The organism is Xanthomonas hortorum pv. pelargonii, assembly GCF_024499015.1.
In the GTDB taxonomy this organism is placed as follows: domain Bacteria; phylum Pseudomonadota; class Gammaproteobacteria; order Xanthomonadales; family Xanthomonadaceae; genus Xanthomonas; species Xanthomonas hortorum_B.
Map to the genome: position 1 here is coordinate 62,062 of NZ_CP098605.1, position 13,266 is coordinate 75,327.

Here is a 13,266-nt window from a genome sequence, read left to right on the forward strand (position 1 = left end):
CGTTCCGAGAACAGCCATTTCATTGCTAAGGCATTGAATCAACTTGTGATGTCAAAGGAGAACCAAGAATGCCGACGTACAACGATGACTCTGCGCTTGCCGTGCTGTTCCGTTTGCCGCAGGCAGACGGCGGGCTATACGTGGTGGCCACCGTCGACACCAATGACTTGGCTCAGGTGTTCGTGGCTCAGAAGCTCCCGCAGCCTATTGGGCACGGGCCGGCTCGCTATGACCGCCAGCCCATGACCGAGAGGGTACGGGAGCGCTTGCTCGCGAGCGGATTCAACGCGGACCAGCTGCAGTAGGATCGAGCTTCCCGGGGATCAGGCGGGATAACCCGGAATTATCCCGCCTTAGAGCATGGCGACCTGGCGGCTCCGATAGCGGTCACGACATTACGTAATTACGTGGTACGTACGACGGTACGAAATCGTTGGCCTGTTGAGCACGATTCCTTGCCGACCCTCATCTTGGGGCGGAAAAGGCTCGCGCCGGCATGGCCAGCTAGTCGAAATTGCCGACAGTGAAGCGTACGCAGGACCGGCTGGCGGAGCTTGCCCCTGCGCTTTGCTCCGGGTCGGGCTGTCGTGCTTCGCATCGAGCCCCGCTGCGCGTGTCTCGCCCCATTCGGGCTTCCATCCACGGCCCTGCGGGCCTCCCGCTTGCCCTGATCGGCGGCCAGCTGGCGCTGGCCAGCGTGCATGACCGCCGCACGCCGGCAGAGCCGCCGCGAGGCGGGGCAGCTCGCCCACCTCTTGCCCACCGTGCGTGCTGCGCCAGGCGGGCGGAACCGCCCGGCGCAGCCGGCCTTGGGCCGCGCCCCGTGGACAAGACGGGGACGACCTGCAATCGGCAGGCCCGCCCACCCCTGACCGCACAGCTTCCCCGACGCCTGGGGATAGGTGGAGCTATCCCCGACGGCGACGGGCAGCGCTGCGCGCTGGCTGTGGATCAGGCGTGGACGGCCGCGTGAGCCTTGTGGCGGCCGCCTGGCGGCGTCCACCCTCCGGGTCGCCGTCCGGCGCCCCTGCGCGCCCCTGACGGGGCTTGCCGGCCCTTCCGCGCGATCGTCGGGGCTCGGCAGAGCCGGTCGGCCGCTATCAGCCCTTGAACCTGCGCCGCGGCATCGGCGCGAGCAGGGCTTTCGCGGCATAAACGGTTCCCCGCTGCGCGGGTCCCCCATTTATTCCACGGTCCCTTGCTCGCGCCGACGCCGCGGCGCAGGACGGGCCTACCGCGCCCGACCGGCTCCGCCAAGCAGACCCCCGCCGAGGATCTTCCTGCGCTCCAGGGCCAGAGGAAGGAGACGGCCGCTGCGCGCCCGTCGCCTCCAATCGCACCGGCTGCGCCGGCGCAAAAGCCCGCAACCCTCCCTCACCACCTAGCAGGCCCGAAGGGCGAAGCGGTGCGCTGAATCTGTCTTGCGGCGTAAATGAACGAGAGCAGAATATCTATTGACATGTGTTGACACGCCTACCCATTTTGTCCTATTATTGTCCTATCGGAATGCGATATTAGTCCTATTTCCTTCCGATCCGGCCGGGGTCAGTGGCGGCAACCACCCCCGGACGGTCCACCAACTCGCAGGAGAAAACAGCATGTCCACCATCGATTTCATGGAAACCCATGTGCCGTTCAACCGGCTCACTCAATCCCCCAAGAACGTGCGCCGCACCGGTCGCGATACCCCCGAATACAAGGCAGGCATTGAAGCGTTGGCGGCCTCGATCCTCACTCAAGGTCTGTTGCAAAACCTCATCGTTCACCCGGTCGCCGAAGGCGTGTTCGGTGTAGCCGCCGGCCAGCGCCGACATGACGCCATCCACTTGCTGGTCAAAACCGGCAAGATCGATCCGGATTGGGCCGTGCGCGTGACTGTCGTAGACGAGGACAACGCGACCGCCATCAGCCTTGCTGAGAACATCCAGCGCGAAAACATGCTGCCTGCTGACGAGTTCGACGCCTTCCAGCTGTTGACCGTCGAGGGCTGGACCATCGACCGCATCGCAGATGCCTTTGGTGTGACGCCTCTGGTCGTAGAGCGCCGGTTGAAGTTGGCTAAGGCAGCGCCGGAGTTGATCGAGCGATTCCGTGCTGGCGAGCTATCCACAGATCAGATGATTGCCTTGTGCGCGACCGACGATCATGCGGTGCAGGTCGAGGTGTGGAATGGCATGGGATCGCGTAGCTATGCCAACGCACCTGCCGACCTGCGCCGCGCCGTGCTGGCGAAGGACGTACAGGCCGACCGCGATCCGCGTGTGGCTTTCATTGGTGGCATCACGGCCTACAAGGCCGCAGGCGGCGAGGTGCGCCGCGACCTGTTCACGGGCGACGGACAAGGCGCGATCCTGACCAATCCGGTGCTGCTCGATCAGCTGGTAGCTACCAAGCTGGAAGACGAAGCCGAGAAGCTACGGGCCGAGGGCTGGGGCTGGGTCGAGGTGTGGACCGAATACGACTACACCGCGATGGGCCGGCTAGGCACCGTCCAGCCAAGTGCACTCACGCTGTCGGACGACATACAGGCCCAATTGCATAGCTTGGAAACCGAGCGTTCCACGTTGACCGATGAGCAGGAGGCAATGCATCGCACTGCCGAAAACGACGATAGCGAATTCACCGATGAGCAGTGGAAGCGCGATAGCGAAATCGATGAACGCATCGAAGCTATCAACGACGCCATTTCCAAGATCGAGGACGATCACGCTTCCTTTGCGCCGGAGGTGATGCAGGCGGCGGGTGCCGTGGTGATTTTCAACCGTGGCGCATTGCAGATCGAGCGTGGCCGCGTTCGCGCCGCCGACCGCAAGCAGTTGGAGCAAGCGACTGGCAGCAGCGCTGCTGTGTCCGGTGGACGCGAAACCGAACCGGCAGGCCGCAAAGTTGATGCGGTATCCGACGCGCTGCGCCGCTCACTGCTGGGCCATCGCAACTTGGCCGCACAGATCGAGGTCGCCAAGCGTCCAGACGTTGCCAAAGTGCTGATGGCAGTGTGGGCGGTCCAGCACATCCTGAGCCGCGTCGGTGGTGGCCTTCGTGGCACCCGCGCCCCGACCGACCTTGCCATCACGGAAACCTGCTACGGCTGCGGGCGTGTCATGCCGATCACCGATGAAACCGGTACGGCCAAGGCCAAAGCGTTTGCAGAGGAATGCATCGCTCTCGCAAAGACGCTGCCCGATGCTTCGGAAAAGCAGTGGGACGCGCTGGCCGCGATGAGCGGCGAGGAACTGGACAAGATCATCGCCTACGGCGTTGCCCTGTCCGTCTCGCTCACCGACGACCACAAGGGCCTCACCGGCAAGCTGCTGGACGCGCTCAACTTCGACATGTCCGCGCATTTCGAGGCCACCGCCGATACCTATCTTGGCCGCGTGTCCAAGCCGCTGATCGTGGACGCACTGCGCGAGGCGGGAAAGATTAACGGCCCGACCGACAAGGACGCGCTGCTGGCGATGAAGAAGGGCACGCTTGCCAGCGAGGCGCAATCACGCCTCGCTGGCTCGGGCTGGGTGCCGAAGGGCATTCGCACGCCTAAGGCGAAGGCTGCGCCCGATGCGAAGAAGCGAGCCACGCCGAAGGCCACCACACCGAAGGCCGCAAAGGCCACGAAGGCCGCGCCGAAGTCAAAGAGCCGCAAGGCCAAGGCCGAAAGCGCAGCGGCACTCGCTGCGTGATCGCACAGGTGGCCGGGTTCGCCCGGCCACCATCCCTGCCCTTCGCCGGATGATCGCCATGAATCAGACCAATCCTATTCTTGCCGCCCTCGCCCAAGCTCCCGACTCGGCCCTCGCCGCCGAGACGTGCCGGATCTTCATTCGTTCGATGCTCTTCAACGAGGGCGAACATGTCGAGTGGGAATCCCTCGATGCGGTGTTGGCCCTGCGCTGCGCGCGTTCGGGCTGGGCGAGCTGGAAGACCTTGATCCCGACTTGCTCGGTCCCCTGCCTACCAATGCGCCGCGTTGCGGAGACAGCACCGATGGCCAGTGATCCCCACATCAAGGCCATCGTCAAGCTGATGGAGGCGTGCCGTTATCGGCACGACCTCTACACGGTTTTTCCGACTGCATGTCTTGCATGGCATTGGCTATTAGCAACGCGGTGGACTTTGCCCAAAGCGAGGCCCGCGAAGCCCGTTACCTCGAAATTGTCAGACGCTACGACCAGGACGTGATCGACGCGTTTCCCAAGGTACTCGCCGAAGTGACGATGGCCTTGGAGGCGGGACCCTGCGACGTGCTCGGCGCGGTCTTTGGCGCGCTGGAATTGCACAACACTGCGCGAGGGCAGTTTTTCACGCCGTTTGAGGTGTGCCGGATGATGGCCGGCATGCAGATCGGCGACGGCGCCGAGGCCCGCGCGATCATCGAGCGCCAAGGCTTCGTCACGGCCTGCGAGCCCGCCTGCGGTGCAGGCGGGCTCATCATCGCGCTCGCCGAGGCGATGCAGAACGCCGGCATCAACTACCAACGGCATCTGCACGTCACGGCGGTGGACGTTGACGCGCGTGCCGCGCACATGGCCTACGTGCAGTTTTCCCTGCTGCACATCCCCGCTGTCGTCATCGTCGGCAATGCGCTCACCTTGGAGGAGCGCGAACATTGGTTCACGCCCGCACACGTCATGGGCGGCTGGAATACGCGGCTTGCCGCGCGGGAACGTCGCGAGGTTGCCGCCTCGCCGGCTATTGCTGTTCCCACCTGCGAGGAAGGCGGCGGAGTTGCCGCGCCCGCCGTGCCATCGAGCGCCCGCCGCGAGCAGCGGCCCGCTCACCCGACCGGGCAACTCACGCTGTTTTAGCCCGCTAACGGTCGCGCAACTGCTGCATACACCAGCTGCGCGGCTTTCTTCCTGCAGCCCGCTTGGCAGATCCAAGCGGGCTTTTGCGGTTGCCAACTGCGCTGCGTCAGGCTGCGCGGGCCTCGCCCTGCGCATGCTCCATGCTGGCCAACATGTTCGCGCAGCTGCCCCGCTCGCGTTCCCCGAGGCCGGCCCGCGTGCCCAAGACCTGCCAGCGCGCAGCCGCCGAAATCCACAGTTTCTCCGCGTCAGGAAACGCCGCGCCGATCAAGGTCTCGGCGTGGACAATCAAGCTTTCTTCCAGTGCAGTCACATGCATCGTCAGATCCTGCTGGTGGGTGTCCGGCCAGAGTAGCAAAGCGGCCCGCCAACGCTTGGGCTAGTTGCCCTTGGCATAGCGCGTCACGTCGACTGCAGGTCGGCCGCCACACCTGGAGCAGCGCAGCCGTTGCGCCAGGTCGTGCAACAACAAGTTCGCCGGTACCTGGTGCGTGTCGGCAAATTCTCCGACCTGGACAACTACTCGTCGGCCACAATTGCAGGCCATTCGCAGATAGCAGTTTCTGCGATACCAGATCGGGTCGACGGGTTTTGGTCGGTTGTAATTGGCGGCCACGTCGTCCTATAGCTCAGCAAGAACGAAAAGGGAACGATGCGTAAGGGCTAGAGCGTGATGGCGTGCCCCTGCGCTTTGCTCCGGGTCGGGCTGTCGTGCTTCGCATCGAGCCCCGCTGCGCGTGTCTCGCCCCATTCGGGCTTCCATCCACGGCCCTACGGGCCTCTCACGCCTCCGGCCGCACGCGGCCTGCGCGCTCCGCTTGCCCTGATCGGCGGCCAGCTGGCGCTGGCCAGCGTGCATGACCGCCGCACGCCGGCAGAGCCGGCGCGAGGCGGGGGCAGCTCGCCCACCTCTTGCCCACCGTGCGTGCTGCGCCAGCCGGGCGGAACCGCCCGGCGCAGCCGGCCTTGGGCCGCGCCCCGTGGACAAGACGAGGACGACCTGCAATCGGCAGGCCCGCCCACCCCTGACCGCACAGCTTCCCCGACGCCTGGGGATAGGTGGAGCTATCCCCAACGGCGACGGGCAGCGCTGCGCGCTGGCTGTGGATCAGGCGTGGACGGCCGCGTGAGCCTTGTGGCGGCCGCCTGGCGGCGTCCACCCTCCGGGTCGCCGTCCGGCGCCCCTGCGCGCCCCTGACGGGGCTTGCCGGCCCTTCCGCGCGATCGTCGGGGCTCGGCAGAGCCGGTCGGCCGCTATCAGCCCTTGAACCTGCACCACGTCGCCGGCTAATGCGAGCAAGGGCTTTCGCGGCATAAACGGTTCCCCCGCTGCGCGGGTCCCCCATTTATTCCACGGTCCCTTGCTCGCGCCGACGCCGCGGCGCAGGACGGGCCTACCGCGCCCGACCGGCTCCGCCAAGCAGACCCCCGCCGAGGATCTTCCTGCGCTCCAGGGCCAGAGGAAGGAGACGGCCGCTGCGCGCCCGTCGCCTCCAATCGCACCGGCTGCGCCGGCGCAAAAGCCCGCAACCCTCCCTCACCACCTAGCAGGCCCGAAGGGCGAAGCGGTGCGCTGAATCTGTCTTGCGGCGTAAATGAACGAAAACAGAATATCTATTGACAGGTGTTGACAATCCTACCCGTTTTGTCCTATTATTGTCCTATCGGAAGGCGATATTAGTCCTAGTTCCTTCCGATCCGGCCGGGGTCAGTGGCGGCAACCACCCCCGGACGGTCCACCAACTCGCAGGAGAAAACAGCATGCTCGCCAGTCGTTTCGGCCGTAAATCCCACGGCATCCGCTCCGCCCAACCGCTGACCAATGACGAGATCGCTCGCTTCGCGCCTTCGATCTTCGCCAACGAGGCACACGAAAGCCGCTCGCAGCGCTACACCTACATTCCAACCATCGACGTGCTCGATGGTCTGCGCAAGGAAGGGTTTTCGCCGTTCATGGTCGTGCAGACCCGCACCCGCAACCCCGACAAGCGGGAGCACACCAAGCACATGATCCGCATGCGCCACGCCAACCAGATCCAGGCCGGCGAGGCGAACGAAATCATCCTGCTCAACAGCCATGACGGCAGCTCTTCCTACCAGATGCTGGCCGGGGTTTTCCGCTTCGTGTGCCAGAACGGCATGGTCGTCGGCGATACGGTCGGCGACATCCGTGTGCCCCACAAGGGCGATGTCGTCAGCCAGGTCATCGAAGGTGCCTACCAGGTGGTGGACAGCTTTGCGGCCGCCGACGAGCAGCGCGAGGGTATGCAGAGCCTGACGCTGGCAGAAGGCGAGCAGACCGCATTCGCGCGTGCTGCCCTTGCACTGCGCTACGACGACGACACCGCCCCTGCCCCGATCACCGAACACCAGCTGCTAACCCCGAAGCGCTGGGAGGATCGCAAGCCGGACCTGTGGACGACGTTCAACCGCGTGCAGGAAAACATGGTGCGCGGCGGCTTGCGCGGTCGCAACGCCAAGGGTCGGCCCACCACCACCCGCCCCGTCAACGGCATCGACCAGAGCATTAAGCTCAACCGTGCGCTGTGGGTGCTAGCCGCAGAAATGCGTCGACTGCACCACTAATCCCTACCCTGCCCCGGCTACGGCCGGGGCAAGCCTCACGGAGTTTCGGCCATGAACACACGCAATCTTTCTCTGCCTGCTGTCGAAGATTTCAAGGCACGTTTCGCCGGCTACATCGGCGCAGGCCATGCACGTATTTCCCGTCAGTGGAAGTCGGCGGAGGCCATCGAATTGGCAACCCGCCATAGCCAATTCGCCATCGTGGCGTTGCAGGCAAATTGCTTGGATGCTGTAAGCGCGTCGCTCGCGGAAGCTGCAGCAGCCGGCATTCGCGGCGACGAGCGCGATAACCCGTTCAAGGAGTTGCGCCGCGATTTCGAGGGTGAAGCCAAATCGCTGAACCTCCATTTCGACGAATGGTCAGCGGAGGCGGAAACGTTGGCGCAGGCTCATGGCATCACCTATGAGCCGGAGGCTGAAGAAATTCCCGACGACGACACGACCTGGCGGGAAGCGCTGCAAGATTCAACGACAGGTGCGGGTCGGAAAAGCGGACGGGAAATGGAGGCCATTCCTGACTTCAGGGAAGAGGTGCCGGATTTCGTAGAAGGCTACCTGCAAGGCCTGCAGCAGCTCGAAGATCAGCTGCGGGCAGCCGGGGAGCTGACGGATAACCTCGCCGAGAAAATCACGACGCTGCGACAGGCCGCGACCGACAGCATGACCGCGTTATGAGCAAGATCATCACCGACGTTATCGAAACTCAGTGCCGGCGTTGCGGTACGCCATTGCGAACCCTTCGTCATAGCCCGCTCGGTTTGGACGATCTGAAACAGCGGCTCGGCAGCATCTGCACAGAATGCGTGACCGCAGAGGAACGCGCCGAGATCGCGCAGGCGCAAATCGGTGCGTTGCATCTGGCCGCTGCCATCCGCCGTCTGCAGGAGGAATGAAACCATGCCGGACCAAATTGCCCTGTTGGCCCAGCAGTTGAACGAGGCGACGCGCCGGGGCGATTTGGCCGGTGCTTACGCCACGCTCAAAGGGTTGCGCATCAACGACGCCGCACGCGTTGCCCTGGAAGCGGGATTTGCAGTGACCAGCACCCAACAGCGCAAACCCTTCTTTCGCCAGCTGGAATGCGAAATCGCCGAGGCTGCACGTCGTCGCGTCGATGGGTGGAGTCTGCGGCAGCGATAGAGCTGTCAATAGAACCGCTGTAAATATTGACAAATATTGACGTAAATGTGAGTTTAGGAGTACCGCAAAACCCAACAGGCGGGGGCATCACGCCCCCGCCCCATTACGCAGGAATATCGCAGCAATGCAGAAAGTGCCCATGACCGCCGCGGAATTTGAAGTCATCCAGCCACGGTTAGGAAGGCTTACTGTCGACACCGTCCAGATCGCCCGACGCGTGCTTGTCGACGGAAAGTCACAGGCAGAAGCGGCCGAGGAAAATGGCCTCAGCCGCCAGCGCGTCAGCCAGATGGTTCAACGGGTCATGGCCGCTGCGAACGAGTTTCCGCCCGACTGGGAACGCGTCGATGAGTGGATGCCACCGGAGTTGGCCAAACAAGTGCGCGCCCTTGCAGCCGAAGCCCGCACGATCACACAGGAGAAAAATCATGCTTGACGCACACGAAATCGAAGATCGCCGCCGCGCTGTGGCCAACGCGATCGCATCCCAGCGGCTCGAAGGTCTTGAGGTCGATGCCCAGACCCGGGCAGAGCTCGACCAGGTGGCACTCGGCGAGCTTGAGCCGGCAGACGTGATCGCGAGCATCCGCCGACGCCTTGTCGCTGGCAACGAATAGAAGATCGACTAGGAGGGCTTATGTCCACCGCTACCGCTCAGCGTTTCGATTGGAAAGAGGCCGCCAAAGTCGGCGGCGTCGTTATCGGGTTTATGGCTGTCACGGGCGGCCTGGCAGCCATCGCCCCATTGTCTACGCACATCGTCAAGACGACGCCGGCCGGCGTCGTACAAACGGTCACCGTATATCCGGGTTCGGAGGGGAGTTTCAGCGGAATTGGCGCGACCGGGCGTGGGATCGCTCTTGCAACCGGCAGCACCAGCAGTTCGCCCCGATCGGTCATTACCACTGACACGGGACGCTTCGTCGTCAACGGGGTGGCCCCTATGCTGTCGGGCGATCGCGTGGACCTGCGCACGGGCGCGACCGGCAGGCGGTATGTGTGCCCGGCGACCAACTATCACGACTGCTATCGCACGGTCGACTGACGATGGCAGCGAAATACGACACCCCTTCGGATCCCTATGTCGATCCCACCACCGGGATCATGCGCAACTCAGTAGGAGCGCGCACGCAGCCCGAGCTGGACCGCATCGAAGCTGCGTTCGCATCGGTGCGGGCCTACGAACTTGAAAAGGTCCGGCCATCGGTCGCTACGACCTCGATCACCTGCGCAGCATTCACCGCAGTCTGTTCAGTGACGTGTATCCCTGGGCCGGGGAAATTCGGTCCGTCGTTATTGAGAAGGGCGAAACGCGCTTTGCCATGCCCGAACACATCGAGGGCGCCGGCGCGCAGCTGTTTCGCCAGCTGGCCCGGGAACAGAACTTGCGAAGCCTAGGAGCCGACGACTTCGCCAGCCGGGCAGGGCACTATCTCGGCGAAATCAACGCCCTGCATCCATTCCGCGAAGGCAACGGCCGCGCGCAGCGCGCTTCATCGGTCAGCTCGCCAGCGACGCCGGCTATTCCATTGCCTGGGATCGTGTCAGCCGGGACGACATGACCCGCGCCTCGATCGAGGCTTATCACAGCACACCTGACCGGCTTTCCCAGCTGATCCGCGACAACCTCACCGATCGCGACCACGCACGCGCGGTGGAACTTGGCCGCTCGCTCGCCGGCGCTGGCGCCAGCGTTGGCTATGCCGAGCTCGGGCAGACCTACACCGGGCGCGTGCTGGGGGCGACCGAGCGCTATGTGGTGCAAGAGCGCGCGGACCTGCCGGGCGAACTGGTCTTGCACAATCGCTACCGTGTTGTGGGCGACCTTGAGGCCCAGCGCGGCCAGGCCGTCGAGATTCGATATCCGCAAGGTGACGTCGCGCTGGTCATGCCTGCCAAGGCGCATGACGGACCAGCCAAGGAAAAAGCCAGCCCGGATAAGGGCAGCGACTTCGGCCGAGACTTCGGTCGGTAGAACAGGGCAGTCGCAGCAACTGCGATCACGCCCCCGTACAGTGACAATCCCAACACAACAAATAGAGGTCAGGACATGACGGAGACAACCACGTATGACGGCACGCGCAGCCTACGTCGCGCTGCGGCAGCTGTGGCGGGTTTGGGGATTGGCGTGCTCGTGTTTGCCGTGCTTTTCGCCGGCCCAGTGTTTCTAGAAAATCAGCTCTTCCTGACGCTCTCACTGCCTGTCGCCGTGCTTATGATTTTCGTCGGCCTCGCGGCATATCGCTTTGCCAAAAGGGCGGAAGTCGCCAAGAAGCCTGCGACAGCTGCCGAGAAGGCGGAAGCGAACGAAGCGCATGTCAAGCTTCAGAACAAGCTGCTATTCGCCCTGAAAGTCGGCAAGGTCATCGCAATTGCGCTCATCCTTGTCGCCGCCTATCTCACGTTTCGTAGCTACTGATTTTCTCGACTAAGTGCCGTCGACGGGGCAGGGGATTGCCCTGATCGGCGGCCAGCTGGCGCTGGCCAGCGTGCATGACCGCCGCACGCCGGCAGAGCCGCCGCGAGGCGGGGCAGCTCGCCCACCTCTTGCCCACCGTGCGTGCTGCGCCAGGCGGGCGGAACCGCCCGGCGCAGCCGGCCTTGGGCCGCGCCCCGTGGACAAGACGAGGACGACCTGCAATCGGCAGGTCCGCCCACCCCTGACCGCACAGCTTCCCCGACGCCTGGGGATAGGTGGAGCTATCCCCGACGGCGACGGGCAGCGCTGCGCGCTGGCTGTGGATCAGGCGTGGACGGCCGCGTGAGCCTCACGGCGGCCGCCTGGCGGCGTCCACCGAAAAGCCGAAACGCGGTTATCAGTGGGTGGCTGACGCGGTGATGCGGTGACACCCAGGATCATCATTGGCAATGGCGCCGACGCACTCCCAGCGCGTGTGGAGCGTTATCCGTAGGGGCGCTGCCCCTACACCCCGTTTGCCTTGTCGATGGCCGGGGAGGGAGGGAACTGAAGCTGAATGCAATACAACAAGTATTGACAGCTATTGACAATCCTTGCATTTTGTCCTACTATTGTCCTATCGGAAGGGTATTTATATCCTATTTCTTTCCGATATCCCGAGCTACGGCGGCAACCGTGTCGGGATCTTCCTCAAATCTTGCAGGAGATGACCATGACGATTGTTTGCGGAGGTTGCGTCGAGCCGGGTGGGATGGAGTTGGATCAGGATGGTTATTACGAAATCGAGTGCCCGAAGTGCCAGCGCACTGCGCACCGGAGTGACTGGGAAGCTGTTGAGGGTGGTGCGGTCAATGTGTACTGGCATGAGTCTTGCTGTCACTGCGGTTATCGGGACAGCAACGAGGAAGACGACGAGTTCGACGACAACGACGACCGCCCGCCCTATCCCTATGAGCTAGAGGGCGGCCCGAGCTACGGGGAGTGGGTTAACGAGCCGGATGAGCCGGAGGATGACTTTCCTGGTTTCGCCCGCCCCTATGAAGAAGAGGGCGGCCCGAGCTACGGGGAGTGGGTTAACGAGTTTGAAGAGTCGACGGTAGAGCCGGAGCCGATGACAGCCATATCCGGTCCGGCCAAGGCGGAATGGATGACGCGTGACGACCTGATCGCTCTGGCCCAAGGCCGGCCGCTGAGTTTTTCGTAATGGGGGTGAAAACGATGCCCCCGCAGATTGCTGCTACGCGTGTTGCCGATATCGATCGCACTTCATTTCTAGAAGCACATTTCGGCAAAGATCTTTCAATCAGGCATAGCCGCGAACGGAGGGTTTATAAGTGGCTGCATTTTCTCTCTCCAGCTGTTCGCGGTTGCCAGTGGCACTTCTATTCGTTGTCGAACGGTGGCTTTTACATGGCCCCGTCATGGGGTGTGCCGTTATGCCTCAAAGTTCCTAAGAGCGACGTTTTCGCCGTGTTGTCCGCCGACGCGGCGGGCATCGTCGCGACGATGTTTGCCTTGAACGATTACTCGACGATTCTGGCCAACCCGGCCGACATAAATGGAATGATCGAGCGCTACCATCATCTGGGCGCTTTCGCGACGATCCACAACGAAGCTCACATGCTTTACCAGGTCATCGAACACATCGGGTAAAAATTCTGGCGGAGGGCAGGGGACTGCCTGCCTTCACTGTGTCCTCAAGAGGATCCAACCATGAGCAGATATACCGCGACCATCCGAAGCTTGGCCGATGAACATCGCGCCGACCCGGCGGGCACCATCGGTTATGACCGTATGCTTCGCACCTATTTCGCCCAAGGCTTCCCAGCATCGGCGGGCGAAGATCACGCGTTCTGGATCGGCTGCTGTCTCGAAGAGTTCCCGACGTTGGCCAGCCTCTACGAGGGGCCGTGGCCGAGGGTACGCGATCGAGGACGTGAGTGTCGAGATGGTCACCGCAATGGCCTCTGAAGCCTCTACCCCAGCTGGGCCGAGCGTAGCCGAACGGTTCGGACTCGTAACGTAAGCCTGCGCAAAAGCGAAAAAGGGCGGCCAGGCCGCCCCTTTGCTATCCGCCTGCCATCCGCATGGCCAGGTAGACCGCCGCTCCGCCAACGCCTCCGCCCACCAGGGCGAACACGGTCAGCAGGGCGGTCAATCGTCCACGTGCCAATCGCAGCTCCCGTGCGGCCGAGCTAGCTTCACCAGCGGCGGCTTGTGTGGCTTTGACGGCCTCCTTGGTCTGCTGATCAATGACCCGGGAAAGCCGCACGCACGCTTCGTTGATGTGCACGTTGCCCTCTTTGACAGCCGTCT

At 63.4% G+C, this 13,266-nt stretch carries 19 protein-coding genes; 17 read left to right on the plus strand and 2 right to left on the minus strand.

The features are described from left to right. Nucleotides 1–68: 68 nt before the first annotated feature. From NDY25_RS22665 to NDY25_RS22680, 4 genes are all read left to right on the plus strand, one after another. Nucleotides 69–305, plus strand: a complete 237-nt coding sequence (locus NDY25_RS22665; RefSeq protein ID WP_180336607.1) for a hypothetical protein — start codon at nucleotides 69–71, stop codon at nucleotides 303–305. 1,293 nt (nucleotides 306–1,598) lie between these two features. After that, nucleotides 1,599–3,680: a ParB/RepB/Spo0J family partition protein gene (locus NDY25_RS22670; RefSeq protein ID WP_251756675.1), complete on the plus strand. Its 2,082-nt coding sequence runs from the start codon at nucleotides 1,599–1,601 to the stop codon at nucleotides 3,678–3,680. A gap of 58 nt (nucleotides 3,681–3,738) precedes the next feature. After that, nucleotides 3,739–4,179 (plus strand): hypothetical protein, encoded by a 441-nt coding sequence (locus tag NDY25_RS22675; RefSeq protein WP_256628031.1) that lies wholly within the window; start codon nucleotides 3,739–3,741, stop codon nucleotides 4,177–4,179. Beyond that, nucleotides 4,083–4,805: an N-6 DNA methylase gene (locus NDY25_RS22680; RefSeq protein ID WP_256628032.1), complete on the plus strand. Its 723-nt coding sequence runs from the start codon at nucleotides 4,083–4,085 to the stop codon at nucleotides 4,803–4,805. The genes NDY25_RS22675 and NDY25_RS22680 overlap by 97 nt, the downstream gene beginning before the upstream one ends. A 106-nt stretch (nucleotides 4,806–4,911) precedes the next feature. Here the strand turns inward: NDY25_RS22680 and NDY25_RS22685 are convergent, their stop codons facing one another. Then, nucleotides 4,912–5,124, minus strand: a complete 213-nt coding sequence (locus NDY25_RS22685) for a hypothetical protein (protein ID WP_168959789.1) — start codon at nucleotides 5,122–5,124, stop codon at nucleotides 4,912–4,914. Nucleotides 5,125–6,566: 1,442 nt separating this feature from the next. On the opposite strand from NDY25_RS22685, the gene NDY25_RS22690 reads away from it, so the two are divergent. The 13 genes from NDY25_RS22690 (at nucleotide 6,567) to NDY25_RS22750 (ending at nucleotide 12,921) form a co-directional block, all read left to right on the plus strand. Continuing rightward, nucleotides 6,567–7,391, plus strand: coding sequence for a DUF932 domain-containing protein (locus tag NDY25_RS22690; RefSeq protein WP_251756674.1), 825 nt, complete (start codon nucleotides 6,567–6,569; stop codon nucleotides 7,389–7,391). Nucleotides 7,392–7,442: 51 nt separating this feature from the next. Further along, nucleotides 7,443–8,066 (plus strand): hypothetical protein, encoded by a 624-nt coding sequence (locus tag NDY25_RS22695; protein ID WP_104564662.1) that lies wholly within the window; start codon nucleotides 7,443–7,445, stop codon nucleotides 8,064–8,066. After that, complete coding sequence (locus NDY25_RS22700) at nucleotides 8,063–8,284, plus strand: DUF2688 domain-containing protein (RefSeq protein WP_104564663.1); 222 nt, start codon at nucleotides 8,063–8,065, stop codon at nucleotides 8,282–8,284. Before NDY25_RS22695 ends, NDY25_RS22700 begins: the two co-directional genes overlap by 4 nt. 4 nt (nucleotides 8,285–8,288) lie before the next feature. Further along, on the plus strand, nucleotides 8,289–8,531 hold the full coding sequence (locus tag NDY25_RS22705; protein WP_039582826.1) for a hypothetical protein: 243 nt from the start codon (nucleotides 8,289–8,291) through the stop codon (nucleotides 8,529–8,531). Between the two features lie 124 nt (nucleotides 8,532–8,655). Continuing rightward, nucleotides 8,656–8,967, plus strand: a complete 312-nt coding sequence (locus tag NDY25_RS22710) for a TrfB-related DNA-binding protein (RefSeq protein WP_251755246.1) — start codon at nucleotides 8,656–8,658, stop codon at nucleotides 8,965–8,967. Beyond that, the gene (locus tag NDY25_RS22715; protein ID WP_104564664.1) at nucleotides 8,960–9,148 is read left to right on the plus strand and encodes an antitoxin VbhA family protein; all 189 of its coding nucleotides are present in this window, start codon (nucleotides 8,960–8,962) and stop codon (nucleotides 9,146–9,148) included. The genes NDY25_RS22710 and NDY25_RS22715 overlap by 8 nt, the downstream gene beginning before the upstream one ends. 20 nt (nucleotides 9,149–9,168) lie before the next feature. Then, nucleotides 9,169–9,576 (plus strand): hypothetical protein, encoded by a 408-nt coding sequence (locus NDY25_RS22720; RefSeq protein ID WP_228427283.1) that lies wholly within the window; start codon nucleotides 9,169–9,171, stop codon nucleotides 9,574–9,576. A 214-nt stretch (nucleotides 9,577–9,790) separates the two neighbouring features. After that, the gene (locus tag NDY25_RS22725) at nucleotides 9,791–10,093 is read left to right on the plus strand and encodes a Fic/DOC family protein (RefSeq protein ID WP_256628033.1); all 303 of its coding nucleotides are present in this window, start codon (nucleotides 9,791–9,793) and stop codon (nucleotides 10,091–10,093) included. Beyond that, a complete protein-coding gene (locus NDY25_RS22730) occupies nucleotides 10,090–10,506 on the plus strand; it encodes a KfrB domain-containing protein (RefSeq protein WP_256628034.1) in 417 nt (138 codons plus the stop codon). The genes NDY25_RS22725 and NDY25_RS22730 overlap by 4 nt, the downstream gene beginning before the upstream one ends. Nucleotides 10,507–10,581: 75 nt before the next feature. Next, nucleotides 10,582–10,950 (plus strand): hypothetical protein, encoded by a 369-nt coding sequence (locus NDY25_RS22735; RefSeq protein WP_223289693.1) that lies wholly within the window; start codon nucleotides 10,582–10,584, stop codon nucleotides 10,948–10,950. Between the two features lie 712 nt (nucleotides 10,951–11,662). Then, complete coding sequence (locus tag NDY25_RS22740) at nucleotides 11,663–12,154, plus strand: hypothetical protein (protein WP_251756677.1); 492 nt, start codon at nucleotides 11,663–11,665, stop codon at nucleotides 12,152–12,154. 14 nt (nucleotides 12,155–12,168) lie between these two features. Continuing rightward, nucleotides 12,169–12,603 carry an antirestriction protein gene (locus tag NDY25_RS22745; RefSeq protein ID WP_251754919.1) on the plus strand — a complete coding sequence of 145 codons (435 nt, stop codon included), beginning with the start codon at nucleotides 12,169–12,171 and terminating at the stop codon, nucleotides 12,601–12,603. Nucleotides 12,604–12,663: 60 nt separating this feature from the next. Continuing rightward, on the plus strand, nucleotides 12,664–12,921 hold the full coding sequence (locus tag NDY25_RS22750) for a hypothetical protein (RefSeq protein WP_256628035.1): 258 nt from the start codon (nucleotides 12,664–12,666) through the stop codon (nucleotides 12,919–12,921). A 97-nt stretch (nucleotides 12,922–13,018) separates the two neighbouring features. Here the strand turns inward: NDY25_RS22750 and NDY25_RS22755 are convergent, their stop codons facing one another. Beyond that, nucleotides 13,019–13,243, minus strand: a complete 225-nt coding sequence (locus tag NDY25_RS22755) for a hypothetical protein (protein WP_256628036.1) — start codon at nucleotides 13,241–13,243, stop codon at nucleotides 13,019–13,021. Nucleotides 13,244–13,266: the final 23 nt, after the last annotated feature.

Excerpts from the sequence above, each read along its gene's own strand:
- NDY25_RS22715 (WP_104564664.1), top strand. The coding sequence starts at position 8,960 with ATGCTTGACGCACACGAAATCGAAGATCGCCGCCGCGCTGTGGCCAAC.
- NDY25_RS22710 (WP_251755246.1), top strand. The coding sequence starts at position 8,656 with ATGCAGAAAGTGCCCATGACCGCCGCGGAATTTGAAGTCATCCAGCCA.
- NDY25_RS22720 (WP_228427283.1), top strand. The coding sequence starts at position 9,169 with ATGTCCACCGCTACCGCTCAGCGTTTCGATTGGAAAGAGGCCGCCAAA.
- NDY25_RS22695 (WP_104564662.1), top strand. The coding sequence starts at position 7,443 with ATGAACACACGCAATCTTTCTCTGCCTGCTGTCGAAGATTTCAAGGCA.
- NDY25_RS22675 (WP_256628031.1), top strand. The coding sequence starts at position 3,739 with ATGAATCAGACCAATCCTATTCTTGCCGCCCTCGCCCAAGCTCCCGAC.
- NDY25_RS22665 (WP_180336607.1), top strand. The coding sequence starts at position 69 with ATGCCGACGTACAACGATGACTCTGCGCTTGCCGTGCTGTTCCGTTTG.
- NDY25_RS22735 (WP_223289693.1), top strand. The coding sequence starts at position 10,582 with ATGACGGAGACAACCACGTATGACGGCACGCGCAGCCTACGTCGCGCT.
- NDY25_RS22680 (WP_256628032.1), top strand. The coding sequence starts at position 4,083 with ATGGCATTGGCTATTAGCAACGCGGTGGACTTTGCCCAAAGCGAGGCC.
- NDY25_RS22705 (WP_039582826.1), top strand. The coding sequence starts at position 8,289 with ATGCCGGACCAAATTGCCCTGTTGGCCCAGCAGTTGAACGAGGCGACG.
- NDY25_RS22750 (WP_256628035.1), top strand. The coding sequence starts at position 12,664 with ATGAGCAGATATACCGCGACCATCCGAAGCTTGGCCGATGAACATCGC.
- NDY25_RS22670 (WP_251756675.1), top strand. The coding sequence starts at position 1,599 with ATGTCCACCATCGATTTCATGGAAACCCATGTGCCGTTCAACCGGCTC.
- NDY25_RS22700 (WP_104564663.1), top strand. The coding sequence starts at position 8,063 with ATGAGCAAGATCATCACCGACGTTATCGAAACTCAGTGCCGGCGTTGC.
- NDY25_RS22690 (WP_251756674.1), top strand. The coding sequence starts at position 6,567 with ATGCTCGCCAGTCGTTTCGGCCGTAAATCCCACGGCATCCGCTCCGCC.
- NDY25_RS22740 (WP_251756677.1), top strand. The coding sequence starts at position 11,663 with ATGACGATTGTTTGCGGAGGTTGCGTCGAGCCGGGTGGGATGGAGTTG.
- NDY25_RS22745 (WP_251754919.1), top strand. The coding sequence starts at position 12,169 with ATGCCCCCGCAGATTGCTGCTACGCGTGTTGCCGATATCGATCGCACT.
- NDY25_RS22730 (WP_256628034.1), top strand. The coding sequence starts at position 10,090 with ATGACCCGCGCCTCGATCGAGGCTTATCACAGCACACCTGACCGGCTT.
- NDY25_RS22685 (WP_168959789.1), bottom strand. The coding sequence starts at position 5,124 with ATGCATGTGACTGCACTGGAAGAAAGCTTGATTGTCCACGCCGAGACC.